Source organism: Rhodococcus sp. 3258 (assembly GCF_031456475.1).
GTDB classification, from domain to species: domain Bacteria; phylum Actinomycetota; class Actinomycetes; order Mycobacteriales; family Mycobacteriaceae; genus Rhodococcoides; species Rhodococcoides fascians.
The window spans coordinates 21,196-45,307 of sequence record NZ_JAVDUT010000011.1; the positions used below are offsets into that span (position 1 = coordinate 21,196).

The following is a 24,112-nucleotide window of genomic DNA, read 5'->3' on the forward strand; positions in this document are numbered from 1 at the left end:
CTCCAGGCTAGACCTCCGGTCGAGATCGCGTGCGTCCGGGACGTAGCTGTGATATGTACTCACCGGTAACCATCGGCCTCGTTGTCGATGACCCCGTTGACTATCGAATTATTCCCCCGGTTCGTTTCGGCTGCAGCCCACAATGTGGCGTAGAAGCCGTCCCGTTTGCGAAGTTCGGAATGTCGTCCGACTTCCACGATACGACCACCGTCGACGACCACGATCAAATCCGCTCGTGCGGCGGTGGCCAATCGGTGCGCGACGACCACTGCGGTGCGGGTTCGCGCAACGGCGTTGCTGGCTTCGAGGACCTTGCGTTCGGTGGCCGGATCGAGGGTCGCGGTCGCTTCGTCGAGCAGGAGTAGATCGGGATCCACCAGTTCGGCGCGGGCCAGCGCAATGAGCTGTCGTTGGCCGGCCGACAACCCTTGGCCGCGTTCTCCGACAGGTTGCTGCATACCGCCGCGAAGTGCAGCGATGGTGTCGAGGGCCCCGACCGAGCGTGCCGCGTTCTCGATGTCGGCCCTGCTGGCGTCGGGCCTGCCGTACGCGATGTTCGACGCGATGGTTCCGGTGAACAGGTGGGCTTCCTGCGGTACGACGCCCAGCCGGTGGCGGTAGTCCGACAACCGGTAGTCGCGAAGGTCGTGGCCACCCACGCGTACCGATCCCGAGGTCGGGTCGTAGAACCGAGCGAGCAGCTTCACGACGGTGGATTTGCCTGCTCCGGTGCGGCCGACCAATGCGACGGTGGTGCCGGCCGGGATGCTGAGAGATACCTCACTGAGCGCGTCGGAGTGAGCTCCGGCATACCGAAAGCTGACGTCGACGAGGTCGATGTCGGCGTGCAGGCGATCGCCGACGACTGCACCGGACCCGGTCGCTGTCGCTGTTTCGATCGAACTCGTCGTGCGTAGGAGGTCTCCGATTCGGCCGACGCCGACGCGGGCCTGCTGGTAGCCGTCGAATACTTGCGAGAGTTGCTGGATCGGGCCGAAGAGGAGTCCGAGGTACAACACGAACGCCACCAGGGTGCCCGCGGTGGCGGTGCCCGTGGCGATCTGATGCGCACCGACGAAGACGACGACGGCCAGCGCGACATCCGAGAGCAGCGTGATGAACGGGAAGAACACCGAGATCGCGGTCTGCGATCGCATGCGGCTCGCTCGGTAGCGGTTGCTGCGTTCGGCGAAGCGGGAGGCTGCGTACTCCTCACGTCGGTATGCCTGCGCTGCGCGCAGTCCGGTGACGTTCTCCTGGAAATCGGCGTTGACGATGGAGATGCGTTCGCGCGAGGTCGAGTACGCAGCCGAGGAGATGCGTCGGAAGACGACGGTTGCGACGGCGAGCGGCGGCACGACCGCCAGGGCGACCAGCCCGAGTGTCGTATCCGTGACGAGCAGCGCGATCGCGATGCCGACGACGGTCAGCACGCTGACCACGGCCGTGGACGCGCCGGTCTGGATGAACGACGACAGCGCATCGACGTCGGTGGTCATTCGCGTCATGATGCGCCCGGACAGCTCGCGCTCGTAGTAGTCCAGCCCGAGTCTCTGAATGTGCGCGTAGCTGCGTACTCGCAATCCGAACAGCACCCGCTCGCCGGCTCGTGCGGTGAGCACGGTCGTCGCGCAGACCACGAACCAGCTGGCAGCAGCCAGGGCGACGCCTATCGACGTTGCGATCCATAGGGTGTCGGAGTCCCCGCGGGCCACGCCGCTGTCCACCGCGTACCGGACGAGTGAAGGGAAGGCGATGGAGGCGATCGAGTCGAGCGCCAGCAGCACCACGACACCTGCCAGCAGCAGCCGGACAGGACTCAGCAGTCGTGAGAGCCGGAATTCCGGGTCGGGTCGACGCAACTGTTGTCCCGATCCGCCTGGTTCCTCCGTTGCCGGTGGCAGGGCTGCCACCGCGTCGGAGATGGCCTGCGTCGGTGCCAACGAGCCGAATGCGCCGGCCATCGCTGCGCCGTGGGTGCCTCCGCCTCCGGCACCTGCGGGCGGCATCGCGCCACCGGGGTTCGATGCGGCTTCCAGAGCATCGTCCGGCCAGAGCATCGCCGCCGACGGTTCCGTGCGCGGTTCCGGTGCGGCGTCGCTGTGTTCGTTCTCGTCTCCGCCGGCGAGGAGAGCGCGGAACAGTGGGCAGCGCTCGTCGAGTTCGTCGACTGTGCCGGTGTCGATGATGCGTCCACCGTCGAGGACGGCTACTCGGTCGGCCAACGTCAGTGTCGATCGGCGGTGTGCGAGGACGAGGGTCGCCCGGGTACGCACGCCGCGCAGTGCGTCGAAGATGGCGGCCTCGGTCTCGGCGTCGACGGCGGAGGTGGCGTCGTCGAGGACGAGAATCCGCGGCTCGACCAACAGGGCGCGAGCCAGGGCGATGCGTTGGCGTTGCCCGCCCGAGAGGGTGAGGCCGCGTTCGCCGACGAGACTGTCGTAGCCCTCGGGCAGAGCGTCGATGAAGGTCGAGGCCTGAGCCAGCCGAGCCGCGTGTTCGATCTCCTCCGCGCTTGCCTCGGGCCTGCCGAGCGCGATGTTGGCGGCGATGGTGTCGGAGAACAGAAACGGCTCGTCGAAGACCAACGACACCGCTTCGCGCAGTGACGCGGAATCCAGGTCGTCGATGTCGATGGACGTGTCCCCGGAGGTCACCGCGATCCGGCCGCGAGTAGGGCGATAGAAGCGGGGGAGCAGCAGGGAGAGCGCGGTCTTTCCCGAGCCCGCGTGTCCCACGACGGCCACCGTCTCGCCGGGGGCGATGCTCAGGTCGAGGCCGTCGAGGACGGTGCGCTCTGCCTCGAATCCGAACGTGACGCCGGTGAGGTGGACGCCGAGGGGGCCGTCGGGCAGTGCGATGGGGTGCGCCGGTTCCGGTGCGGTCGGCTCGGTGTCGACCACTTCGTAGACGCGCTCGACGGCCGCGCGGGAGAGCTGCGCCATGATCACCACCGACGACACGGTTCGGGTGACGGCGGACAGCGTGGCCACGTAGGTGGCGAAGGCGAGGAAGGTGCCGATGGTGATGTGGCCGTGCAGTGCCAACCAGCCGCCGAGAGCGATGACGCCGACCAGTCCGAGCTGAGGAATGGTTGCCATGGTCGGTGCGAAACGTGAATTGATGCGGGCCGAGCGCATGCGTTCGGCGAACAGCCTGCGCCCGAGAGCTTCGATGCGATCCACCGCACGCGCTTCCTGCCCGAAGCCCTTGACCACCCGGACTCCGGTGACGGTCTCCTCCACGTGCTGGGCCAGATCGGCGGCGCGCTGTTGTGCGGACCAGGTGGCAGCGAAGAGGGTGGGTCGCATTCGGTAGACGACGACGCTGACCGCGGGAACGATGACGACCGCGACAAGGGTGAGCAGCGGTGAGAGGTAGGCCATCACGACCAGGGCCAGGACGAACTGCAGAATTGCCCCGGCCGACAGCGGCACCATGGCGAGCAGACCCTGCACCAACTGTAGGTCGGTGATCGATCTCGACACGACCTGGCCGGTTCGGATTTCGTCCTGCTTGCGACCGTCGAGCCGCTGCAGCGATGCCAGCAGGTCCATCCGCAGATCGTGTTGAACATCGATCGACAGGCGCCCGGCGAGCATGCGCCGACCGAATTGGCAGGCGAATCGCAGAGCACCCAGCAGTGCGATGGCTATCGCGACTCCGGCGATCACGTCGTTCTTGCCTGCGCTGGCGTCGTCGATCGCGAGGCGCGTCAGCAGCGGAAACGAGATGTCGATGAGGGCGGCGATCATCGTCACGCCCAGTGCGCCGAGTGCCGTCCGCCGGTGCAACATGCACTGCGCGAGCAGACGTCTGATCCAGCCACGCCGTGTGATCGACGACGCGGTGGTCGGCCGGGAGTCGGTGGGTACGCCGGACGAGCCGGGGTCGGTTTCCAGCAGACGGGTACTGCCCGTATTGCTGCCCGACGCTGCTCGATCCTTCACGTATTCGCTGTGTGCCATCGATTCACACGGTAGACCCGGCTACCGACAGCAGGATCGGGCGAACATCCCCACCGATGCGGTGGTCAGTCGATGTCCCGGGTACGGGCGAGGAACCAACCGCCACCGGTGAGGATCACGGCCCACAGGGCAAGTCCGAGCGGAGCCCACGGCCACGACGCGAGGTCGCCCGCATCGTCCAATTGTGTCGCGGCCATCGTCGGCAATGTCAGGTTCGACGGCAGCGCGGTTGCCACCGGTCCGAAACCGACTCCGAACAGAATCAGGGACAGCAGTCCTTCACCGAACGGCAGCCAGGCGACGAGCACGATGGCGGCCCAGGTCGGGGATTTGAGCAGCAACCCCAGCCCGGCTCCGATGAGCGACCACAGCACCACGGCGAGCAGGCACGACGCGACGACGCCGATGAAAGCGCCGTCGAGGTCGATTGTTCGTTGGCTGAAGATCAGCAGACACACCAGGCTCGCCAGGAGCACGACGAGGCCGTACCCCAGGCCGAACAGGGCGGTGACGATGAGTTTGGCGGCAACGACGCCGTCTCTGCCGCGGGCCGTCAGGAAGCTGGTGGTGATGGTCTTGTGTCGAAACTCGGTTCCGGCGTTGACCGCGCCGAAGATGCCGGCGAACAGGATGGCGGCACCCGCGGCGACGTACAGGCCGATGGAGGCGACTCCGCCGGCGATCTGAAGATCTTCCTCGAACTCGCCCAGCTGGTTCGCGATCACCGAGGTGATGACGGACGCGAACACGCCGACAACGATCGGTGCGATCGCCAGCGCCCACCAGAACTTCAGTGTGGTGACCTTGCGGATCTCTGATGTCAACAGCGCGTTCATCGCGAACCCCCGTTCCAGTTCTGCGGTGGTCCGTAGTTCTGTGGCGGCGGTGAGTACCCCTGGTTGTAACCAGGCGGTGGCCCGTATCCAGGCGGTGGTCCGTATCCCGGCGGCGGTCCGTACGCAGTGGGTTGGACCGGTGCTGCGGTGTACTGACCGGCGGTCATCGACAGGAACACCTGCTCGAGGTCGACGTGTTCGCTGGTGGTGCCGAAGACCGTGACCCCAGCGTCGGCCGCGATGCGCGTGACGGTGCCAGCGTCGGCACCCGCGACGCCGATGCGGCCGTCGGGCAGCAGTTGGGTGTCGGTGAGTCCGGTGGACGCCAATGCCAGGGCTAGTTTCGCCGGGTCGGACGCGGCGACGAGCACGCGGCTCGGGCGGGTGGATCGCAGCTGAGCGATGGATCCCTGGTACATCAGGGTGCCGGCGCTGACGATGACGAGAGTGTCGACGGTCTGCTCGATCTCGCGCAGGATGTGGCTCGATACCAGGACGGTTCTCCCCGATGCCGCGAACGCTTTGAGGAAGTCTCGAAGCCAGGCGATCCCCTCGGGATCGAGGCCGTTCGCGGGTTCGTCGAGTACGAGGATCTCGGGATCGCCGAGTAGAGCTGTTGCCAAGGTCAATCGCTGACGCATGCCGAGAGAAAACCCGCCTGCTGCGCGGTGTGCGGCGTCGCCCAGACCGACGAGGTTCAGGACGTCGAGGGCGCGGCTGTCGGGTACCCCGATCGCCGCGGTGTAGATCTTCAGGTGGTGCTCGGCGCTGCGTTTGGGGTGCAAACTCAGCGAGTCGAGAACGGCCCCGACGGTACGGGCCGGGTGGGTCGCCGTGCGAAACGGAACGCCGTTGACGAGGCCGACGCCCGAAGTCGGGGCGACGAGGCCGAGCAGCATCCGCAGTGTCGTGGATTTGCCGGAGCCGTTCGGCCCGAGAAAGCCGGTGACGGTTCCGCGTGGAACGACGAAGCTCAGGTCCGAGACCGCGCGAACGGTACCGAATTGTTTCGTCAGAGCCTGCGCTTCCAGCGCCGGAGCCGAGTAGCTGGTCATCTGTGCGGTGTCCCCCTGGCCGTCGGTGCACCTCGTGTGCCGGTTGCTTGGCGGCAACCGGTACACGAGGTTACGGGGTGGGACCGACGGGCGGGATGACCCCGGTTTCAGCGATGCAACGCCGCAGCGATCTCCCGGTACGTCTCGAGCGGGTCGGCGTCGTCGGGCAGCGAGTGCAGCGTCACGTGCGACGCACCTGCAGTGAGGTGCTCGTCGAGTCGCGCCGCGATGGCGTCGGCATCGCCGTGTGCGACGAGCGCGTCGATCAGTCGGTCACTGCCGCCGTCGCCGATTTCCTCGTCCGAGTAGCCGAGCCGGTTCAGATTGTTGGTGTAGTTGCGCAGATGCAGGTAGGGATTGTTCACCGGTGGCCGACCGATCGCGCGTGCCTTCTCCGGATCGGTCTCGAGTACCACCTTGTGCTCGGGAGCGAGAATCTTGTTCGGCCCCACTGCTTCTCGGGCTTCACGAGTGTGTTCGGGAGTGGTCAGATAGGGGTGCGCGCCTGCGGTACGGCTCGCGGCCAACGCGAGCACCTTGGGGCCGAGCGCGGCGAGGACCCGACGCTCCATCGGGACTCCGGCCTCGTCGAGGTCGTCGAGGTAGCTCACCAATGCGTCGTACGGCTTCCGGTATTCCTGGGTGGCCTCGGGGTGACCGGCACCGATGCCCAGGACGAACCGTCCGGGGTGCTTGCTCTCGATGCGGTGATACGACGCGGCGACGTCGGCGGCTGCATCGGACCAGATGTTGACGATGCCGGTGGCGACGACGATGGTGTCCGTGGCGTCGAGGATCTCCTCGGTGGTCGTCAGGTCCGCGGGCGGGGATCCGCCGAGCCAGATGGTCCCGTAGCCGAAGGACTCGATGGCGCGGGACAACTCCGGCGTGAACGCCGAGTGCAGTCGCCAGACGCCGTACTTGCCGAGTTCAGGTGTGGAAGTCATGTTCGAAGTCAACGCAGCAGCCTCTCGAAGATTCCGGGCATTCTCATTCGTCCGGTTCGATGATGCGATTTTCCGGGAACCGTGCGGGCGGCGGACCGAAGGCGTCACGGGCGTTCTTGATGACGCCTTTGCCGACCACTCGGTTGCCCGCGCCGCCGATCGCCGCGCCGATTCCGGCGGGAAGCATCTTGCCGACCAGCAGTGCACTGCGCTTGGCCAGGTATTTGGTGACGAACTTCTTCACCAGCGATTTGTTCATGCTGGCCATCGAGCCGCCCGGAATGCGTGAGGTGATGAGCGGGCCCCAGTTCTTGGCTGTCTTGCCCACTGTTCGTTGAACGATCTGCATGCCTGATTCGCCCAGTGCCACCGAGAGCACCAGCGCGCGTCGCTGCTGGTGATTCTCGACGGGAATGCCGTGCACGGACGCGACCGACAGCGTCAGCAGAGCGGACGACTCGATGAAGAACGCGGTCTCGGCACCGACGGCGGCGAGCGATGCGACCGTACCGATTCCGGGGACCGCCGCTGCGCCTCCCACTGCCGATCCGCTGCCGGTGACCGCCAGCAGGAATCGCTTCTCGAGCCGTTCGATGATCTGGGCCGGGGTGTCGTACGGGTGTGCTCGACGCACGTGCGCGACGTATTTGTCGACGGCGGGTCCCTGTAGGCGGCTGGCGTTGTCCAGGATGTTGACTAGGGCCCGTTCGAGCTTGCCTCCGCTCGAGATCTCGACCTGAGCGTCGTCCTTCTTGCCTGCCATCGATACCTCTTTCGGTTGCGAGCGTCGGTGACGCTGGTCGGGGGAGTTACCCGCGAATTCCTCGTTGCACACGTTCGGGGCAATTTAGACTGGTGGCGTGCAGATTCCTGCGAGCGAGGTGGTGTCCGGTGGCGCGCGCCGCGTCGGGGTGCAGGCGTGTTCGAGACTCTGTCGAGCGGCGTTGCCGGTGACGATCCGCGCGGCCGACGAGGAAGGTATGGCGTCATGACGACACGCGTTTGGCCCACTCTGAAGTACGACAACGCTCGCGACGCGATCCGATTCATCGTCGACGTGTTGGGATTCGAGGAGCGCGCGGTTCACGGCGAAGGCGACCGCGTCGATCATGCGGAACTGCGCTGGCCCGACGGCGGCGGGGTGATGCTGGGCAGTGTTCGCGACGGGAGTGCCATCGGCGAACTGCCGCCGGGTGTCGGGTCGATCTACATCGTCACCGACGACCCCGACGGCATCCACGATCGCGTCGTCGCGGCGGGCGGCACCGTCACGCAGAGCCTGCGCGAGGAGGACTACGGCAGCCGCGGCTTCACCTGTCGCGACGCCGAGGGGGTCTACTGGAGCTTCGGTACCTACGCCGGGGCATAGCCGTACCTGTCGGACCCAGTAGTTGTCGGACCCAGTGGTCGTCAGACCCAGTGCTCGGGCGGGACCAGTTCGTCCGGCTTCGGCGGCTGCGGCGCGGTGCCGTCGCCGAAGGGCGATCCGCCGAGTGATTCACGTCCGTGCGGTTCGAGCCAGCCGGCCAGATCGGGCCCCTTCGGCACGATGCCCGACGGATTGATGTCGGTGTGCACCTCGTAGTAGTGCCGCTTGATGTGATCGAAGTCGACGGTGTCACCGAATCCGGGAGTCTGGAACAGGTCGCGTGCGTAGTTCCACAGCACCGGCATCTCGGTGAGCTTGCTGCGGTTGCACTTGAAGTGGCCGTGATAGACGGGATCGAAACGAACGAGGGTGGTGAACAGTCGCACGTCGGCCTCGGTGATGTGCTCGCCGACGAGATACCGCCGGGTGGACAGCCGTTCGACGAGCCAGTCGAGGCGAGCGAACAGGCGGTCGTACGCCTTCTCGTATGCCTCTTGCGAGCCGGCGAATCCGCAGCGGTAGACGCCGTTGTTCACATCCTTGAACACCAGATCGGCCACCTCGTCGATCTCGCCGCGGAGCGCCTCCGGGTACAGATCGGGCGCGCCCTCGCGGTGGTACTGCGTCCACTCGGTGCTGAGGTCGAGAGTGATCTGTGGGTAGTCGTTGGTGACGACCTGGCCGGTGGGAACGTCGACGATCGCCGGCACGGTGATGCCTCGTTCGTAGTCCGGGAACCGTGCGAAGTAGGCGTCCTGCAGCCGAGGGATCTGTAGAACCGAGTCGACGCCGCCCGGCTCCTCCTGGAAGTTCCAGCTGCGCGGGTCGTGGGTCGGGCCCGGAATGCCAAGGGACAGAACATCTTCGAGTCCGAGGAGCCGACGCACGATGATGGATCGATGGGCCCACGGGCAGGCCCGCGCCGCGATCAACCGGTAACGCGCGGGCTCCACCGGATACCCGTCCCGGCCGTCGGCGGTGATGCGCGTCGGGATGTAGTTGGTATCGCGCTTGAATTCCTCGCCCGGCTTCACGTAGGTGGCGTCCTCGGCCATGATCGAACTCCTCACATCGGTCGGTTTCACGAACGCTACCCAGTCCGGACCGGATTCAAGCGCCTAGGTTCGACGCACGGCGGTGTGGCAGGCGCCGATCTCCACGTAGTCGAGTCGGGCGGCAAGGCGTCGAGCGGTCGTGTTCTCCGGTCGCGCTCGCCACTGCGGTATCAGGCCGTCGTCGATGGCATCGTTGGTCGCGAGCCGCCCGACGACCGCGGCGTATCCGTGTCGTCGGTGGTCCGGGTCGGTGAGAACGCGCATGTCGGCCAGGATCATGTTTTCTTCCGAGTACCCGGCCGAGGCCAGGGATCGCGCCGAATCCGCGGGTCGGTCGTCTCCGAGCAAAGTGAACCAGTGCCGCGACACCGGCTCGCCGAATGCCTCCGTCACGTCGGCCTCGCTGCAGTGCTCCGCCAGAGCACGGGCGTGCTCTGCGTCGTGGGAGATCAGCGGATCGTGGACGTCGATGGTGTGGCCGATCTCGGATCCGTAGGCCAGCGTGTGGGAGTCGATCTCGTACTGCTCGACGCGATCGCCCAGCAGCGTCGCCAACCACGTCCGACCGGTGTCTGCCTGGCCCTCGATGCCGCGTGCGGCGTCCACGGCCCAGGAAGGACCGACGATCAGGGTGGTCTGTGCCAGTCGGAGTACGACGATGTTCTCGGTGTCGGTCCGATGTTCGACGCGGTCCGCGGTGGTATCGAGGGCACGGTCGTCCAACGACAGCCGTCGGCACCAGGCGAGTCGGACGATGTCGAGTCGGTGGGGATCGAATCGGTCGGCATCGTAGGCAGGCAATTCCACGGTTCGACAGTAGCGACGGCACTTGAACCGACGGGCTGCGGCAGCTGTGGCGGCATTTCTGTTTCACCGTCCCAAAGCAATCTTTCGAACTTTTTCGCCCCCGGTGTTTCGCTCAGCGCCGATAGATGGCAGACTCGGTTTTGAGATTAGAGCTTCGACGTGAAGATCTAGCTCGCTTACAGAAGGTTTACAGAATGACGCAGGGCAGTGTGAAGTGGTTCAACGGCGAAAAGGGCTTCGGCTTCATCGAGCAGGATGGTGGCGGACCGGACGTTTTCGTTCATTACTCGGAGATTCAGGGTAGCGGCTTCAAGTCGCTCGACGAGGGCCAGCGCGTGGAGTTCGAGGTGGGCCAGGGTCAGAAGGGCCCCCAGGCTACCGGCGTCCGCGCCATCTGATTCAAGCTTCGTAACCCGATTTCTCCTGGTGGACTGAAACTCTAGACTTTTTCAGCACCAGAAACTCGGTGACAAGGCCGGATACACGGAAGCAATTCCGAGTATCCGGCCTTCGTCTGTTCGGTGAGGGCATCGACCGTGGTCGGTGCCCATTCTGCGTCGAAAGACGCCTTTGTCCCCTGGTGGGCGCATTGTCCGGGTTGCTCCGAGGCTACCGCCGGCCCTATATTCCAGTTGGAATAATTCGTGCGGGATACGTGACAGGGGGATCGATGCGAGCTGGAACCGTCAATCCGCTGGGCGTCTCGATTCTGGCTCTGCTCTCGGAGGGCCCGATGCATCCCTACGAGATGTATCAATTGCTGCTCTCCCGCAAGGAAGATCGAATTGTCAAGATTCGCCCGGGTTCGCTCTATCACGCGGTCGCACGTCTGCACGAGCAGGAACTGGTCGACGAGGTCGGAACCGACCGGGGTGGCAACCGTCCGGAGCGCACCACCTATCGGATCACCTCGGCCGGACGGCACGTGCTGACCGATCGGCTGACCGAAATTCTGAGAACCCCGGTGCGTGAATACCCGCAGTTCGTCCTCGGCCTGTCCGAAATGCACAACCTACCCGCATCCGACGCGACCGCCCTGTTGCGGGAGCGAATCGTGGACCTGACCGCGGACATCGACGAACTGTCGGGCTATCAACAGCTCGCAGCAGATCGCCAGATATCCGAAATCTATTGGGCCGGAATTGATTACATTCACCACATGCTGCGCGCAGAAGTGCAGTGGCTGACGCGCTACCTCGATCGGATCGACAGCGGCGAGCTCGACTGGCCGCATCACATCTCCGCACATCACACGAACCCGACTTCGGGGATAGGGAGCGCTACATGAATTCCGTCGAGACTGCCCCGTCGCAGCACGAGATCAGACCGTGGCCGGCGCTGTGGGCACTGTGCTTGGGCTTCTTCATGATCCTGGTGGACACGACGATCGTCGCGGTCGCGCAACCTGCGATCCTCACCGGGCTGAACACCGACATCAACAACGTCATCTGGGTCACCAGCGCGTATCTCCTCGCCTACGCCGTTCCACTGCTGGTCACGGGACGATTGGGTGACAAGTTCGGTCCGCGGAATCTGTACATCGCCGGCCTGGTGCTGTTCACTCTCGCATCGGTGTGGTGTGGACTGTCGGGATCGATCGAGATGCTCATCGCGGCGCGCGCGGTTCAGGGTCTCGGCGCGGCGATGATCACCCCGCAGACGATGGCGGTGATCACTCGTGTGTTCCCGGCGGAGAAGCGTGGAACGGCGATGGGGGCATGGGGCGCCGTCGCAGGCGTCGCTACGCTCGTCGGGCCGATTCTCGGCGGTGTGCTGGTCGACTCGCTCGGCTGGGAATGGATCTTCTTCATCAACGTGCCGGTGGGCATTCTCGCAATTGCGTTGGCGCTGAAGTTCGTTCCGGTGCTGCCGACCCACGATCACAAGTTCGATCTGCTGGGCGTTGCGCTCAGCGCTGTCGGACTCTTCTGCATCGTCTTCGGTATCCAGGAAGGTCAGAAGTACGACTGGGGTACCGGCGTGTGGATCCTCATCGGTGTCGGTCTGCTGGTATTCGCGGGGTTCGTCTACTGGCAGTCCGTGAATACCAGCGAGCCGCTGGTGCCCTTGGCCCTGTTCCGCGACCGCAACTTCTCGCTGTCCAATATCGGTATCGCCGCAATGGGTTTCGCGATGTCCGGCATGATGCTGCCGATCATGTTCTACGCGCAGAGCGTCACCGGTCTGACGCCCACCCGGTCGGCACTGCTGTTCGTTCCGATGGCGCTGCTGACCGGACTGCTCGCACCCAATATCGGCAAGCTCGTCGACAAGACGCATCCGCGGTACATCGCCGGATCGGGACTGTTCATCCTCGCCGCGTCGCTGCTGTGGTTCGCCTACGAGATGACGCCCACGACGGCCATCTGGAAGTTGCTGCTCCCCGTCGCTGCAATGGGTGTGGCTAATGCGTTGATCTGGTCTCCGTTGGCAGCGACGGCCACTCGTAATCTTCCGATGAGCCAGGCGGGTGCCGGTTCGGGAATTTACAACACCACCCGCATGATCGGGTCCGTGCTCGGCAGCGCGGGCATCGGCGCGCTCATCCAATCGCGCTTGGCCGCCGAACTACCTGCCGGTGGATCGGCTTCGGGGGCAAACGAATTCGCCGGCCGAGTGCCCGAGATGCTGCGTGACGGCTTCACCACCGCCATGGCGCAGTCGCTGATTCTGCCCGCCGTCGTGCTCCTGGTCGGCATGATCGCGGTCTGCTTCTACGCCCGGCCTGCGTTCGAGAAACCCATGTGAGTGGAACCTCGACCCCTGCTACGAAGTTCCACTCACATGCGGCGAAGCCGCTCTACAGCCCCAGATCCCGGCCGATCAGTTCCTTCATGATTTCGTTCGATCCGGCCCAGATCTTGGTCACGCGAGCGTCTTTCCACGCGCGGGCGGCGCGGTATTCGTTCATGAATCCGTAGCCGCCGTGCAGCTGGACGCAGTGGTCGAGAATTTCGTTCTGCACCTGCGAGCTCCACCATTTGGCCTTGGCTGCGTCGATGGCCGTCAGCTCGCCCTGGCCGTGGGCGACGATGCAGTTGTCGATGTATGCCTGCGCCACATCGAGTTTGGTGACGAGCTCGGCGAGCAGGAACTTGTTCCACTGCAGCGAGCCGATCTGCTGACCGAATGCCTTGCGGTCCTTGGCGTACTGCAGCGTCTCTTCGAGAATGGGCCGTACGTGTCCGAGGTTGGCCACCGAGCAGCTGATGCGTTCCTGGGGGAGCAGCTGCATCATGTGGATGAAGCCGCCGTCGAATTCGCCGATCATGTTGGCGCTGGGTACTCGCACGTTCTCGAAGAACAGTTCCGCGGTGTCGGATTCGGGCTGGCCGACCTTGTCGAGTTTGCGGCCGCGGGTGAATCCTTCGGTTCCGTTCTCGACGGCGAACAGCGTGATGCCCTTCGCCTTCTTCTCGGGCGTGGTGCGCGTGGCGACGATGACGAGGTCGGCGGAATTACCGTTGGTGATGAACGTCTTCGAGCCGTTGATGATGAAGTCGTCGCCGTCCTTGACGGCGGTGGTCTTCAGCGCGGCGAGGTCCGAGCCGCCGGAGGGCTCCGTCATGGCGATGGCGGTGAGGATCTCGCCGCTGCAGAACCCGGGCAGCCAGCGCTTCTTCTGCTCTTCGGTGGTGAGCTTGACGAGGTAGGGCGCGACGATGTCGACGTGGATACCGAAGCACGACGCCACCGCGGCACTCGAGCGGGCGAGTTCCTCACCGAGGACGGCGTTGAATCGGTAGTCCTCGGCTCCGCTGCCGCCGTATTCCTCGGGCACTTCGAGGCCGAGGAAACCGTTGCGTCCTGCTTCGAGCCAGATCTCGCGGTCGATGTATCGCTGTTCGACCAGCTTTTCCTCGACCGGTGTGATCGTCCTGGTGACGAACTCGCGTACCGATGCGCGGAAGTCGTCGTGGTCGGACTCGAACAGGCTGCGCTTCACTTACTTGTTCCTCTCGGTAACGGCTGATACGCGCACAATACTCGTCGGTAACTACGCCCCGGAACGCGTATGGCACTATGCGAGGCATGGCTGACGCACCTACCTCGCTCGTCCGATCGACCACTGCGGCCGGCGCCGAGGTCGCTGTCCTGACGTTCGATCACGGCCCCCTCAATCTGTTCGATCAGGCAATGTTCGACGCGGTGGCCGCGAACGTTGCCGATCTGGCCGCGAACCCGCCGCGTGCGGTTCTGCTGCGCGCCGAGGGCAAGGTCAACTCGGCGGGCGTCGACGTGCACGTGTTCGAGGGATTGTCCGCGGCCGAGGGTGCCGATCTGTGGCGCGGTTTGTTCGCCGGCATCATTCATCCGCTCGAGGCGTTGCCGTGCCCGGTGATCTACGCCGCGCACGGTTTGACGCTCACCGCGGCGTTCGAGATCTCGCTGGCGTGTGACATCATCCTGGCCGGACCCAAGGCCAAGTTCGGTCTGGTCGAGACCGTCGTCGGGTTGACTCCGTCGATGGGTGGGCCGCAGCGTCTGGCCGAGCGGGCCGGGTCGGGTCGGGCACGTGAATTCGTCATGACCGGTGATCTGTACGACGCCCAGACGTTGAAGGAGTGGGGCGTGGTCAACCAGATCCACGACGACGTCGATGCCGCGGCGCTCGCGTTGACACACCGACTGGCCGACGGCCCTACCGTCGCCCATGCGGCCACGAAACAGATTGTGGCGGCGTGGCGTTCGGGCGGTGTGGCGCACGCGGACGACATCACGTCGGAGGTGTCGGGCGCATTGTTCGAGACCGAGGATCTGCGCGGTGCGGTGACGAGCTTCCTCGAGGTCGGCCCTGGTAAGGCGACGTACACCGGCAAGTAGAATCGTATGAGTGAGTAATGATCAACTGGCCGAACTGCACCTGCACATCGAAGGGTCGCTCGAACCGCCGCTGATCTTCGATCTCGCCGAGCGCAACGCAATCACGCTGCCGTACAACGATATCGACGAACTGCAGGCGAAGTACGAGTTCACCGACCTGCAGTCCTTCCTCGATCTGTACTACGCGAACATGGCCGTGTTACGCACCGCCGAGGACTTCGCCGATCTGGCGCGCGCGTACTTCCGCCGCACCGCGCAGGCCGGGGTGACGCATGCGGAGATCTTCTTCGATCCACAGGCGCACACCGAGCGCGGTGTACCGCTCCAGGCCGTCGTCGAGGGATTGGCCGACGCCTGCGCGACCAGTGAGCGCGAATTCGGCGTCACCAGCGGGTTGATCGCGTCGATCCTGCGAGACAAGCCGGTGCTGCACGCCAACCAATTGCTCGACGACCTGTTGGCGATGAAGGCACCGATCATCGGCCTCGGTCTCGACTCCGCCGAGGTCGGCTACCCGCCGTCGCTGTTCGTCGACGTGTTCGCCAAGGCACGCGCCGAGGGCCTGCACGTGGTCGCCCACGCCGGTGAGGAAGGCCCGCCCGACTACATCTGGCAGGCATTGGATCTGCTGAAGGTCGAGCGCATCGATCACGGCGTGCGATGCCTGGAAGACGAGGCGCTGGTGAATCGACTTGTCGAGGAACAGATTCCGCTCACCGTCTGCCCGTTGTCCAACGTTCGGCTCAAGGTGATCGACGACGTCGCGCAGTTGCCGCTACGGCAGATGCTCGAACGTGGATTGTCGGTGTCGATCAATTCCGACGACCCCGCTTATTTCGGCGGGTACGTCGACGACAACTTCACCGCCCTCGAAGCCGGCATGGGCCTCACCGCGGACGAGCGGAAGCAGTTGGCGGAGAACTCGGTTCGCGCCAGCTTCGCGAGTTCCTGAATCAGTTCGCCGTCACCGAGATTTTCGGGTAGCCGGTTGCTCCGTCGGGGACGGTGTCTGCGGTCTTGTTGGTCTGCAGCTCCCCGGCGGAGTTGGTAGCCCGGGCGCGGATCGCGTGCTGTCCCGCCGGCAGGTCGAGCTCGATCATCCACTGCCGCCACGTGTCCTTGGAGTACTCCTCCGACAGGGTTGCCGGCATCCAATTGCCGTCGTCCACTTGTACTTCGACGGCCTCGATGCCGGTGTGCTGATCCCAGGCGACACCCGCGAACACGGTCTTACCCGCGGATACGGAGCTGCCCGACCGCGGAGTGTCGATGCGGGCAGCGGTCTTGATCGGACCGAGTGCGCCCCAGCCGCGGTCGGTCCAGTACGCCGTCACCTTGTCGAATCGGGTGATTTCGATGTCGGTGACCCACTTGGTGGCCGAGACGTATCCGTACAGTCCGGGCACGACCAGTCGGGCCGGGTAACCGTGCTCCACGGGTAGCGGGGCGCCGTTCATCCCGACGGCCAACAGTGCGTCGCGGCCGTCGAGCAGCACCTCGAGGGGAGTGCCTGCGGTGAAGGCGTCGCTGCTGGACGACAGGGCCATGTCGGCGTCGGGGGAGATGCCCGCTTCTTCGAGGATGTCCTTCAGTGGGTAGCCGATCCACGTCGCGTTGCCGACGAGGTCGCCGCCGACGATGTTGGACACGCACGTCAACGTGACTGTTTTCTCCACCGCCTGACGCTGTGCCAGATCGGCGAAAGTCAACTCGATCTCGCGGTCCACCATGCCGTGGATCCGCAGCGACCACGTATCCGACGCCACGCGTGGCACGACCAACGCGGTGTCGATGCGGTAGAAGTCCTCGTTCGGGGTGATGTACGACGCGAGGCCGTCGATCTTCAGGTCCGCCCCCGCCGGTATCGGCGTTTGCGGCGTCGGGGTCGGGAGCATGAAGCCGAGTCGATCGGCGGTGACCGCTCGCGCCGAGGTGAGCATTCGTCCGGCCGTCCCTGCGACGACTCCGAGTACTGCGGCACCGGCGGCGAGGGTCAGAAAACTGCGTCGGTTCATTCCGTCGGTCGCCGGGGTGGCGGATCCGATGAGGGCGTGCAGCACGACGATGCCGACGATGACGCCGCCGACGGTCGGGACTGCGTAGAACACCGTCGCGTCGGGTCGGGTCACCGCGGCGAGGACGCCGATTACGCCCAGGGCGGCGAACACCGCGGCCCCGATCGGTTTGCGAGCGATTCCTGCCGCGGCGGCGATAGCACCGATGACCACGGCCATGCCGATGAACAGGGCGAGCTTGTCGGAGGTGCCGAACGTGTCGATGGCCCATTCACGGACCGGTGCCGGACTGTTGTCGACCGCCGAGGATCCGACGGCGGTCAGTGGTGACGAGTTCGGTCCGATGGGGACGGCGATCAATTCGCCGACGCCGAGGACGACTCCGGCGGCGATGATGCCGGACAGCGCGCGTTTTCCTGTGCTCACCGAGTCCAATGTAAGCGAACTCGTCGTGCGCGGTATTTCGTAGCAGGGTACGAGATACCGCTCACGACAGCAGGTGGTCCAGATAGTCGTTGCGGAACAGCTGCGTCGGGTCGAGGGAATCGCGGATGCGCAGGAAATCGTCGAAGTGCTCGTAGGAATCACGCAGCTCGGCGCTGCCGAGAGAGTGCAGTTTGCCCCAGTGCGGCCGACCCCCGACGCTGCGGCAGATGGCTTCGACAGCGTCGAAGTACTCGCGGTGATCACGCCGGTGGTACTGGTGCACGGCGATGTACGCCGTCGCACGTCCTGATGCCGTGGAGAGCCAGATGTCGTCGGCGGCGGCAAATCGTACTTCGACGGGGAACGCGATGGATATCGAAGACTGCTCGAGCCAGCGATCCACTTCGCGGAGCACCCAGGCGATCTCGGAGACGGGCACGGCGTATTCCATCTCGACGAACTTGACCGTCCGCGACGACGCGAACACCCGGTACGAGCGGTCGGTGTACTCGCGAGCCGACAGCGCTCGGGCCGAGACCGCGTTCACCCTGGGAATCAACGCAGGCACTCGCGTCACCAGTCGGTTGAGGCCCTCGAAGACCGTGTTGGACAGCAGTTCGTCGTCGAGATACGAGCGCACCTTGCCCAGCGGACGCAGATCGGTGTCACCGGGCAGGCGGGTGTTGCGTTTGGTGAGCACACGATCGGTGTGCGGAAACCAATAGAACTCGAAATGGTCGACGCCGGCGACGGTGGCATCGAGATCACGCAGCGTCGCCGTCAGCGTCGACGGCGTCTCGACGGCCTGCAGCGCGAACGCCGCGACGCAGTTCAACGTCACACGCGTGATGACGCCGAGAGCGCCGAGACCGATGCGGGCCGCGTCGAACATTTCTGTGTTCTCGTCTCGGGAGCACTGCACCGACTGTCCGTCTGCGGTCACCAGCTCCAGCGCGTGCACCTGGGTGGCGATGCCGCCGAATCCGGCACCGGTTCCGTGAGTGCCCGTCGAGATGGCCCCGGCGACGGACTGCTCGTCGATGTCGCCCAGATTGGTCATCGCCAGCCCGAGCTCCCACAACCGCGCCGACAACTCCCGGAGTCGAGTGCCGGCCAGCACCGTCACCTGAGCAGATCCGTCGTCGCGTTCGACGGATTCGATACCGCTCAGCGCGTCCAAGACGATCTGGATACCGTCGGTGACGGCAATGGGAGTGAAGGAATGCCCTGCCCCGACGCAGCGCACCGGCAGAGAGCGTTCGGCGGCATCGCGCAGAATCGCACGCAGCTCCTCGACCGACGAGGGCTCGGCTCGACGCGCCGGGAATGCATGTTGATTGCCCGCCCAGTTCTGCCACGACCGCTCGATCATCGAAACACTATCTCGCAGCGCGCTCCCCTGGGGCAATCCAAGGCACAGATGTCGACCGCGACCTAGTATCGGGTCATGCAATCGAGGCTGCCCGCCGACGTGCGCCGCGCACAACTGGTGCAGTCGGCAATCGACGTCGCCGAGCGGGTCGGTATCGAGTCGCTCACCGTTCGGGCGCTGTCGGAATATGCCGACGTCACCAAAGGCATCGTGCAATACCACTTCGAGACCAAGCAGGATCTGGTGATCGCGATGGGCGAGCACCTCATCGTCGACGTCACCGAGATACTGCACGCCGCGTTGGACAGCGCGGTCGGAACACACGAACTACCCGGTGTTCGGGGGCTGCGCGAGCTGGTGCACAGCGGGCTGAGCGCGGTGTGGCTGCTGATCGAGAAATCGCACGGTCGGCAGCTGTTGGCGTACGAGATCAAGACGTATCTGTTGCGGCATCGCGCACTGGGTTCGGCCACGGCCGCCGAGATCGCCAGCGGGCAGTATCGAATCCGGGATTCCGAGGCGCAGCTGTTCTTCGAGAATTGTTCCGACCACACCGGCACGCGGTGGCTCGAACCAGTGGAGTCGATCGCCCGCTTCGGGATGGCGACTCTCGACGGTTTGGTGCTGCGGTGGTTGGTCGACGGCGACGATCTCGAAGTGTTGGCCCAGATCGACGACCTGTCCGGGTTGATCGCCGCGAAGGCAGAAGATCGCTGAGTGGAAAACCGCTCGACGGGACTTCTCGGCTGCGGAGTGTTTGACTGTGTCGGCCCGGCAACGACGACGAAGGAATGTGCCGAATGAGTTCGATCGCCGGTGACACCACCACCGCTACGACCCCGCTGTCCCGCATTGCCGCAGCCACCGAGGGTCTCGAATCTCCTTCGGCAGCAGTCGATCTGACAGCTCTCGATGCCAATGCTGCAGCACTGCGCGCACGCGCGAACGGTGTACCGATCAGGATCGCCAGCAAGTCGGTGCGGTGCCGAGCCGTGTTGAATCGGGTCCTCGCGGCGCAGGGTGTATCCGGAGTGCTGGCCTATTCGCTGCGCGAAGCGATCTGGTTGGCGCAGTCCGGCGTCGACGACATTCTGATGGGGTATCCGACGGTCGATCGAACAGCGCTCGCCGAGGTGGTCAACGACCGCGTGCTGTCGGGACGCATCACGTTGATGGTCGACGACGTCGCGCAACTGGACCTCGTCCGAGACGCCGCGCGGAGCGACCTACTCAAGCCCCGCGTCTGTATCGACGTGGACGCATCGTTGCGGGTGGGGCCGCTGCACATCGGGGTCAGGCGCTCTCCGCTTCGGGATCCGGAGCAGGTGGCGCAGTTCGCCCGTCAGGCTCGTTCGCGGGGGTTCCGGGTGGTGGGGTTGATGTTCTACGAGGCACAGATCGCCGGTGTTCCCGACGCCAACGTCGCTGTCGAGCTGATGAAGTCGCTGTCGTCTCGTGAGATCGGTGCGCGGAGAACAGCAGTGGTGGACGCCGTGACCGCGGCGATCGGGCCGCTCGAGATCGTCAACAGCGGTGGTACCGGGTCGATCGATTTCTCTGCTGCGGATCCGGCCGTCACCGAGGTCACCGCGGGTTCGGGTCTGTTCGCGCCGACCCTGTTCGATCGGTATCGCGCGTTCTCGGCCGAACCCTCGCTGTTCTTCGCACTGCCGGTGGTGCGCAAGCCGACTCCGCGGATCGCCACCGCGTTCGGCGGCGGCTACATCGCGTCGGGCCCGGCGTCCTGGTCGCGATCACCCCGACCGGTGGGCTGGTCCAGGAGGGCAGCGGGCGTTGTCGCGTCGGGCCTGAAACTGCTGCGCAACGAGGGCGCGGGGGAGGTGCAGACCCCGGTGAGCGGGGCCGAGGAGGTGCGCATCGGCGATCGAATCTGGTTCCGCCACGCCAAGGCCGGGGAGTTGTGCGAGCGGTTCGACACCCTGACCCTGGTGCATTCCGACGGATCGGTCGACGCCGTTCCCACCTACCGCGGCGAGGGTATGGCGTTCGGCTGACGTGCGTTCTCGCACAGCCGCATGAACGTGCCGAGCGTGACGAGTCCGTCCGGGGTCGACGGCAGATAATGGGTCAGCGCGCGCGAGCGCACCAGGATCGCGGCCCACTGACCGCGGGAGATGGCGACGTTGAGTCTGTTGCGCGACAACAGGAATCCCATTCCGCGGGGCACGTCCTCGATGGCCGACGCTGCCATGGAGATGAGGACCACCGGTGCCTGACGGCCCTGGAATTTGTCGACGGTCCCCACCGACACCTCGTCGAGCCCGGCGGCTGCGAGTTGCTCGACGATGACGGCGACCTGCGCGTTGTAGGCCGCGACCACCAGAAAGTCGGACTGCTGCATCGGTCGCGGGTCGCTGCCGTGTGCGGGGTCCACCCACGGCCGACCGAGCAACGACCGGACCCGCGTGACGATCTCGTCGGCTTCCTCGATCGAGTCGGTGGAATTGCCGTGGTGGTCCAGAAGGACGACGTGCAGGCCCGGTTCCAGACCCGACAGCGAACGTGACTGTGTCACATCCTTGTTCGATTCGAGCTTGCCCTCGTAGGACAGCGTCGACACCGGCGCGCACAGATCCGGATGCATCCGCCACGTCGTCGCCAGGAAGTAGCCGCGGTCGGCGGGCAGGGTGGCGTGCCCGGTCGTCAGCCATCCGAGGGCCGATTCGTCGACGGGCTCGGGGTGGGTGCCCTGACTGACCTGGGGGAGCTGCGCCGGGTCGCCGAGAAGCAGCAGATTGGGCGCCGATACCGAGACGGCGATGGTGTTGGCGAGGGAGAACTGACCGGCCTCGTCGACGACGAGTAGATCGAGGGAGCCGGGTGGAATTCGGCCGGGGTTGGAGAAGTCCCAAGCGGTGCCGCCGATGACGCAGCCCTCGTCGGCCTCGGTGACGAAGTGCGAGTATCCGGCGATGTCCACGACGGTGTGCGCGGTCGGGGCCTTCTTGCCGACTTTCGAGGCGTCGACCCCGGCCCCGACGATGGTGTCGAGCAGGTTGTTCACCACGTGATGCGACTGGCCGACCACTCCGATCCGCCAATGATGTGTGTTCACCAGGTGTTCGATGACGCGCGCCGCCGTGTAGGTCTTCCCGGTGCCGGGCGGGCCCTGCACCGCCACGTACGAATTGTCGAGATCGAGCAGCGTGGCCGTGATCGCATGTGCGTAGTCGTTGTCGTGGACCACGGGAAGGCCGGCACCGGAACGGGTTCGAGGCGTCGAGCGCGTCAGCAGATCGGCGACGGCCGTACGCGGTAGTTCCGGCAACCCGCCGAGAACCTCGGTCGCGACGGAGACGATCGCCTGCTCGAGATGCTTGGTGTTCGGGGGCGGCTCGGGCGCGGTGGCAACCGGGAAATCGGTGTACTCCTCCACGCCCTTGCGTAGATTCTCCTGTACGACAACCACATCCAGGGTTCCCTCGTACCCGGTCTGCACGATCTCGACCGATGTGGTGGCCCGATGCGTCGGTTGCTGCTTCGTCAACCCCTCCGGCGCCGGGTTCTCGTACAGCAGCTTCACCTTCGAGCCGGACAGCACGCCGTTGCTCAGGTGCCCGACCAGTTTGACCTGACGACGCAGCACCCGTTGTCCGGGTGCAGTTTTCATCCAGTCGTGCACCAGCTCGGCGCGCTCGACCTTCAATACGTCCGCGGCGTCGGCCCATTCGTCGAGCGGATGGGTCAGGCGGTCGTAGTGGCCCCACCAGAACGGCTTGTTCTCTCGTCGGTGATATCCGATGGCACCGGCGAACAATCCGAGCGCGTGCTGCGTCGGCGTGCGATCCCACGGCAGTCCGGCGTGCTCGGCCAGTTCGAGTTCGAGTGGGGTCGCGGTGCGGTCGACGACGTCCTCGAGGTCCAGCTGCTGCGGGGACCGCGGTGCCACCCCGGCGTCCGATGCCCGATCGAGCAGCCAATCACGCAGTCGCAGTGTCGATTCGCAGTCGGTGCGGTTGTACTCGGCAATGTCGGCGAGCAGAATTGCCGCCTCGGCGTCCTTGCCTCGATCGCGCAGTTCGCACCAGTGCGCGTATTCGACGATCGACGCCGCCGCGTCGGTGACGTCTCCGTCACGGGCCGCGGGCATGTACAGCGGTTCGAGTTTCTTGATGCTGTACGAGCGGGCACCGATCCGAACAGCCGACCGTACGACGGGGTAGAGATCCACGAGAACGTTCTCCCGCAGCAGATCGTCGACGGCGTCCTCGCCCACTCCGTACCGGCCGGCCAGCCGCAGCAGAGCCGTCTTCTCGTACGGCGCATAGTGATACACGTGCATCTTCGGATACTCGGCTCGGCGGGCGGCGACATAGTCGAGGAAGTCGATGAGCGCACGACGTTCCTGCGCACGGTCGTGAGCCCAGAACGGCAGGAAGTCGCCGTCCGCGGTGTAGACGCCGAACAGGTACTCGAGACCCCAGTCGGACGAACCGGACTCCGCGTACAGCGGATCTCCCTCGAAGTCGAAGAAGATGTCCCCGTCGTCGGGCTCGGGAATCACCCCCAGTGCCTCGGCGTCGAAGATCTCGAATTCGACTGCCCCGCTGCGCTCTTGGCGTACCTGCAAGGCCGCCTGCGACCGCAGGTTCTCCAGTGTCCGGGAGGACATGCCGTCCACCGGGGTACTCGACTCGGCGAGCTCGTCGATCGATGAAATACCTGCGTCCAGTAGGCGGTCCCTGGTGCTGCCGCGCATGCCGGCGACGAGCACCAGATCGCGATGCTGCTCCACCTCGGCGGTGCAGGCATCGCATTGCCCGCATCCCGAATACCGCGGATCGAACCACTCGACGACGGTGCCCTCGGCGTGATGCTCGTCGAGAATGTGCTGCAGGTGTGCTCGCGACTGCCGGTAGACCGGAAGAATGTCGGCCAGTGCGTGCGCGGAGTCGCTGCCGTCGCCGAGCATCAGATGGACCTGCTCGCTCGGAGTGATACCCCCGGCCTGCAGGGCGTCGGCGTACGCGGCCAACTGCAGCAGCGCCGGCACCTTTGCATGTCTCGACAGTTTCGTGTCGTAGACGGTGTAACGAGAACCGTCGGCAACCAGGAAGTCGCAGAAACCGAGAAATCGTCCGTCGAAGAAGGTGGCCTGATAGAGCACCGGCGTGCGTGAGGTCAGGGCGGTGAAGGTCGCCCACGCCGCGTCCGCCAGTTCCTGTGCGGTACGGCCCGGTCGGTCCATGGTCAGGACGCCACCGGGAAAGCGCTGCTCGAACGCCTCGAGTTGGCGTCGTTCGTGCTCGAATCCGAGCGTGGACGTGCGGTCGAGCATCGGATCGGCTGCGACGCTCTGCCGGGGGATCAGGCCGGATACAGCGTCCAGTCGTCGGAGCAGGCCGAATTCGCAGGACGCCGCCGCGGCGAGGTCGCTGGCGCTGTAGACGACCTGATCGCCGAGGAGGAACACAAGC

The 24,112-nt window shown here is 65.3% G+C and carries 20 protein-coding genes; 9 read left to right on the forward strand and 11 right to left on the reverse strand.

Annotated features, from left to right (window positions below; genetic code table 11):
- Positions 1 to 59: 59 nt before the first annotated feature.
- The 5 genes from J2X62_RS23440 to J2X62_RS23460 all read right to left on the reverse strand — a co-directional run bounded on the left by J2X62_RS23440 (position 60) and on the right by J2X62_RS23460 (position 7,569).
- Entirely contained in the window at positions 60 to 3,968 is a 3,909-nt protein-coding gene (locus tag J2X62_RS23440) for an ABC transporter ATP-binding protein (RefSeq protein ID WP_371832486.1), read from the reverse strand.
- A gap of 65 nt (positions 3,969 to 4,033) precedes the next feature.
- Positions 4,034 to 4,792 (reverse strand): ABC transporter permease, encoded by a 759-nt coding sequence (locus J2X62_RS23445; protein ID WP_283549023.1) that lies wholly within the window; start codon positions 4,790 to 4,792, stop codon positions 4,034 to 4,036.
- 8 nt (positions 4,793 to 4,800) lie between these two features.
- Positions 4,801 to 5,859 (reverse strand): ATP-binding cassette domain-containing protein, encoded by a 1,059-nt coding sequence (locus J2X62_RS23450; protein ID WP_204858932.1) that lies wholly within the window; start codon positions 5,857 to 5,859, stop codon positions 4,801 to 4,803.
- Between the two features lie 107 nt (positions 5,860 to 5,966).
- The gene (locus J2X62_RS23455; protein WP_032375503.1) at positions 5,967 to 6,806 is read right to left on the reverse strand and encodes an LLM class F420-dependent oxidoreductase; all 840 of its coding nucleotides are present in this window, start codon (positions 6,804 to 6,806) and stop codon (positions 5,967 to 5,969) included.
- 43 nt (positions 6,807 to 6,849) lie between these two features.
- On the reverse strand, positions 6,850 to 7,569 hold the full coding sequence (locus J2X62_RS23460; protein ID WP_032365401.1) for a hypothetical protein: 720 nt from the start codon (positions 7,567 to 7,569) through the stop codon (positions 6,850 to 6,852).
- A gap of 97 nt (positions 7,570 to 7,666) precedes the next feature.
- Here J2X62_RS23460 and J2X62_RS23465 point away from each other — a divergent pair, with 97 nt between their 5' ends.
- Positions 7,667 to 7,798 carry a hypothetical protein gene (locus J2X62_RS23465; protein WP_268793665.1) on the forward strand — a complete coding sequence of 44 codons (132 nt, stop codon included), beginning with the start codon at positions 7,667 to 7,669 and terminating at the stop codon, positions 7,796 to 7,798.
- A complete protein-coding gene (locus J2X62_RS23470; protein WP_310183749.1) occupies positions 7,795 to 8,175 on the forward strand; it encodes a VOC family protein in 381 nt (126 codons plus the stop codon). The genes J2X62_RS23465 and J2X62_RS23470 overlap by 4 nt, the downstream gene beginning before the upstream one ends.
- A 41-nt stretch (positions 8,176 to 8,216) precedes the next feature.
- Here the strand turns inward: J2X62_RS23470 and J2X62_RS23475 are convergent, their stop codons facing one another.
- Both J2X62_RS23475 and J2X62_RS23480 read right to left on the reverse strand, forming a co-directional pair.
- Entirely contained in the window at positions 8,217 to 9,230 is a 1,014-nt protein-coding gene (locus tag J2X62_RS23475) for a glutathione S-transferase family protein (RefSeq protein WP_283550912.1), read from the reverse strand.
- A 63-nt stretch (positions 9,231 to 9,293) separates the two neighbouring features.
- Positions 9,294 to 10,037, reverse strand: a complete 744-nt coding sequence (locus J2X62_RS23480; RefSeq protein ID WP_201011219.1) for a GNAT family N-acetyltransferase — start codon at positions 10,035 to 10,037, stop codon at positions 9,294 to 9,296.
- 194 nt (positions 10,038 to 10,231) lie between these two features.
- Here J2X62_RS23480 and J2X62_RS23485 point away from each other — a divergent pair, with 194 nt between their 5' ends.
- The 3 genes from J2X62_RS23485 to J2X62_RS23495 all read left to right on the forward strand — a co-directional run bounded on the left by J2X62_RS23485 (position 10,232) and on the right by J2X62_RS23495 (position 12,785).
- Positions 10,232 to 10,435, forward strand: a complete 204-nt coding sequence (locus J2X62_RS23485) for a cold-shock protein (RefSeq protein ID WP_008714360.1) — start codon at positions 10,232 to 10,234, stop codon at positions 10,433 to 10,435.
- 272 nt (positions 10,436 to 10,707) lie between these two features.
- Positions 10,708 to 11,325 (forward strand): PadR family transcriptional regulator, encoded by a 618-nt coding sequence (locus tag J2X62_RS23490; RefSeq protein WP_052054800.1) that lies wholly within the window; start codon positions 10,708 to 10,710, stop codon positions 11,323 to 11,325.
- Positions 11,322 to 12,785, forward strand: coding sequence for a DHA2 family efflux MFS transporter permease subunit (locus J2X62_RS23495; protein WP_310183756.1), 1,464 nt, complete (start codon positions 11,322 to 11,324; stop codon positions 12,783 to 12,785). Before J2X62_RS23490 ends, J2X62_RS23495 begins: the two co-directional genes overlap by 4 nt.
- Positions 12,786 to 12,837: 52 nt before the next feature.
- Here J2X62_RS23495 and J2X62_RS23500 read toward each other — a convergent pair whose 3' ends face one another.
- The gene (locus J2X62_RS23500) at positions 12,838 to 13,983 is read right to left on the reverse strand and encodes an acyl-CoA dehydrogenase family protein (protein ID WP_027498008.1); all 1,146 of its coding nucleotides are present in this window, start codon (positions 13,981 to 13,983) and stop codon (positions 12,838 to 12,840) included.
- Between the two features lie 86 nt (positions 13,984 to 14,069).
- On the opposite strand from J2X62_RS23500, the gene J2X62_RS23505 reads away from it, so the two are divergent.
- Together J2X62_RS23505 and J2X62_RS23510 are read left to right on the forward strand one after the other, a co-directional pair.
- Positions 14,070 to 14,861, forward strand: a complete 792-nt coding sequence (locus tag J2X62_RS23505) for an enoyl-CoA hydratase/isomerase family protein (RefSeq protein ID WP_032392715.1) — start codon at positions 14,070 to 14,072, stop codon at positions 14,859 to 14,861.
- A 10-nt stretch (positions 14,862 to 14,871) separates the two neighbouring features.
- The gene (locus J2X62_RS23510; RefSeq protein ID WP_032392507.1) at positions 14,872 to 15,813 is read left to right on the forward strand and encodes an adenosine deaminase; all 942 of its coding nucleotides are present in this window, start codon (positions 14,872 to 14,874) and stop codon (positions 15,811 to 15,813) included.
- A gap of 1 nt (position 15,814) precedes the next feature.
- On the opposite strand, the gene J2X62_RS23515 is transcribed toward J2X62_RS23510, so the two are convergent.
- Both J2X62_RS23515 and J2X62_RS23520 read right to left on the reverse strand, forming a co-directional pair.
- Positions 15,815 to 17,302, reverse strand: a complete 1,488-nt coding sequence (locus J2X62_RS23515) for a molybdopterin-dependent oxidoreductase (RefSeq protein ID WP_310183759.1) — start codon at positions 17,300 to 17,302, stop codon at positions 15,815 to 15,817.
- Between the two features lie 61 nt (positions 17,303 to 17,363).
- Positions 17,364 to 18,674 (reverse strand): D-arabinono-1,4-lactone oxidase, encoded by a 1,311-nt coding sequence (locus J2X62_RS23520; RefSeq protein ID WP_310183761.1) that lies wholly within the window; start codon positions 18,672 to 18,674, stop codon positions 17,364 to 17,366.
- Between the two features lie 75 nt (positions 18,675 to 18,749).
- On the opposite strand from J2X62_RS23520, the gene J2X62_RS23525 reads away from it, so the two are divergent.
- Both J2X62_RS23525 and J2X62_RS23530 read left to right on the forward strand, forming a co-directional pair.
- Complete coding sequence (locus tag J2X62_RS23525) at positions 18,750 to 19,391, forward strand: TetR/AcrR family transcriptional regulator (RefSeq protein ID WP_027498003.1); 642 nt, start codon at positions 18,750 to 18,752, stop codon at positions 19,389 to 19,391.
- 83 nt (positions 19,392 to 19,474) lie between these two features.
- On the forward strand, positions 19,475 to 20,689 hold the full coding sequence (locus J2X62_RS23530) for an alanine racemase (protein ID WP_310183765.1): 1,215 nt from the start codon (positions 19,475 to 19,477) through the stop codon (positions 20,687 to 20,689).
- Here the strand turns inward: J2X62_RS23530 and J2X62_RS23535 are convergent.
- Positions 20,659 to 24,108 (reverse strand): TM0106 family RecB-like putative nuclease, encoded by a 3,450-nt coding sequence (locus tag J2X62_RS23535; RefSeq protein ID WP_310183767.1) that lies wholly within the window; start codon positions 24,106 to 24,108, stop codon positions 20,659 to 20,661. The two genes, J2X62_RS23530 and J2X62_RS23535, sit on opposite strands and share 31 nt — an antisense overlap.
- Positions 24,109 to 24,112: the final 4 nt, after the last annotated feature.

Coding starts and splice junctions, on each gene's coding strand:
- J2X62_RS23475 (WP_283550912.1), bottom strand. CDS start 9,230: ATGGCCGAGGACGCCACCTACGTGAAGCCGGGCGAGGAATTCAAGCGC.
- J2X62_RS23460 (WP_032365401.1), bottom strand. CDS start 7,569: ATGGCAGGCAAGAAGGACGACGCTCAGGTCGAGATCTCGAGCGGAGGC.
- J2X62_RS23455 (WP_032375503.1), bottom strand. CDS start 6,806: ATGACTTCCACACCTGAACTCGGCAAGTACGGCGTCTGGCGACTGCAC.
- J2X62_RS23505 (WP_032392715.1), top strand. CDS start 14,070: ATGGCTGACGCACCTACCTCGCTCGTCCGATCGACCACTGCGGCCGGC.
- J2X62_RS23490 (WP_052054800.1), top strand. CDS start 10,708: ATGCGAGCTGGAACCGTCAATCCGCTGGGCGTCTCGATTCTGGCTCTG.
- J2X62_RS23530 (WP_310183765.1), top strand. CDS start 19,475: ATGAGTTCGATCGCCGGTGACACCACCACCGCTACGACCCCGCTGTCC.
- J2X62_RS23520 (WP_310183761.1), bottom strand. CDS start 18,674: ATGATCGAGCGGTCGTGGCAGAACTGGGCGGGCAATCAACATGCATTC.
- J2X62_RS23495 (WP_310183756.1), top strand. CDS start 11,322: ATGAATTCCGTCGAGACTGCCCCGTCGCAGCACGAGATCAGACCGTGG.
- J2X62_RS23440 (WP_371832486.1), bottom strand. CDS start 3,968: ATGGCACACAGCGAATACGTGAAGGATCGAGCAGCGTCGGGCAGCAAT.
- J2X62_RS23525 (WP_027498003.1), top strand. CDS start 18,750: ATGCAATCGAGGCTGCCCGCCGACGTGCGCCGCGCACAACTGGTGCAG.
- J2X62_RS23470 (WP_310183749.1), top strand. CDS start 7,795: ATGACGACACGCGTTTGGCCCACTCTGAAGTACGACAACGCTCGCGAC.
- J2X62_RS23485 (WP_008714360.1), top strand. CDS start 10,232: ATGACGCAGGGCAGTGTGAAGTGGTTCAACGGCGAAAAGGGCTTCGGC.
- J2X62_RS23450 (WP_204858932.1), bottom strand. CDS start 5,859: ATGACCAGCTACTCGGCTCCGGCGCTGGAAGCGCAGGCTCTGACGAAA.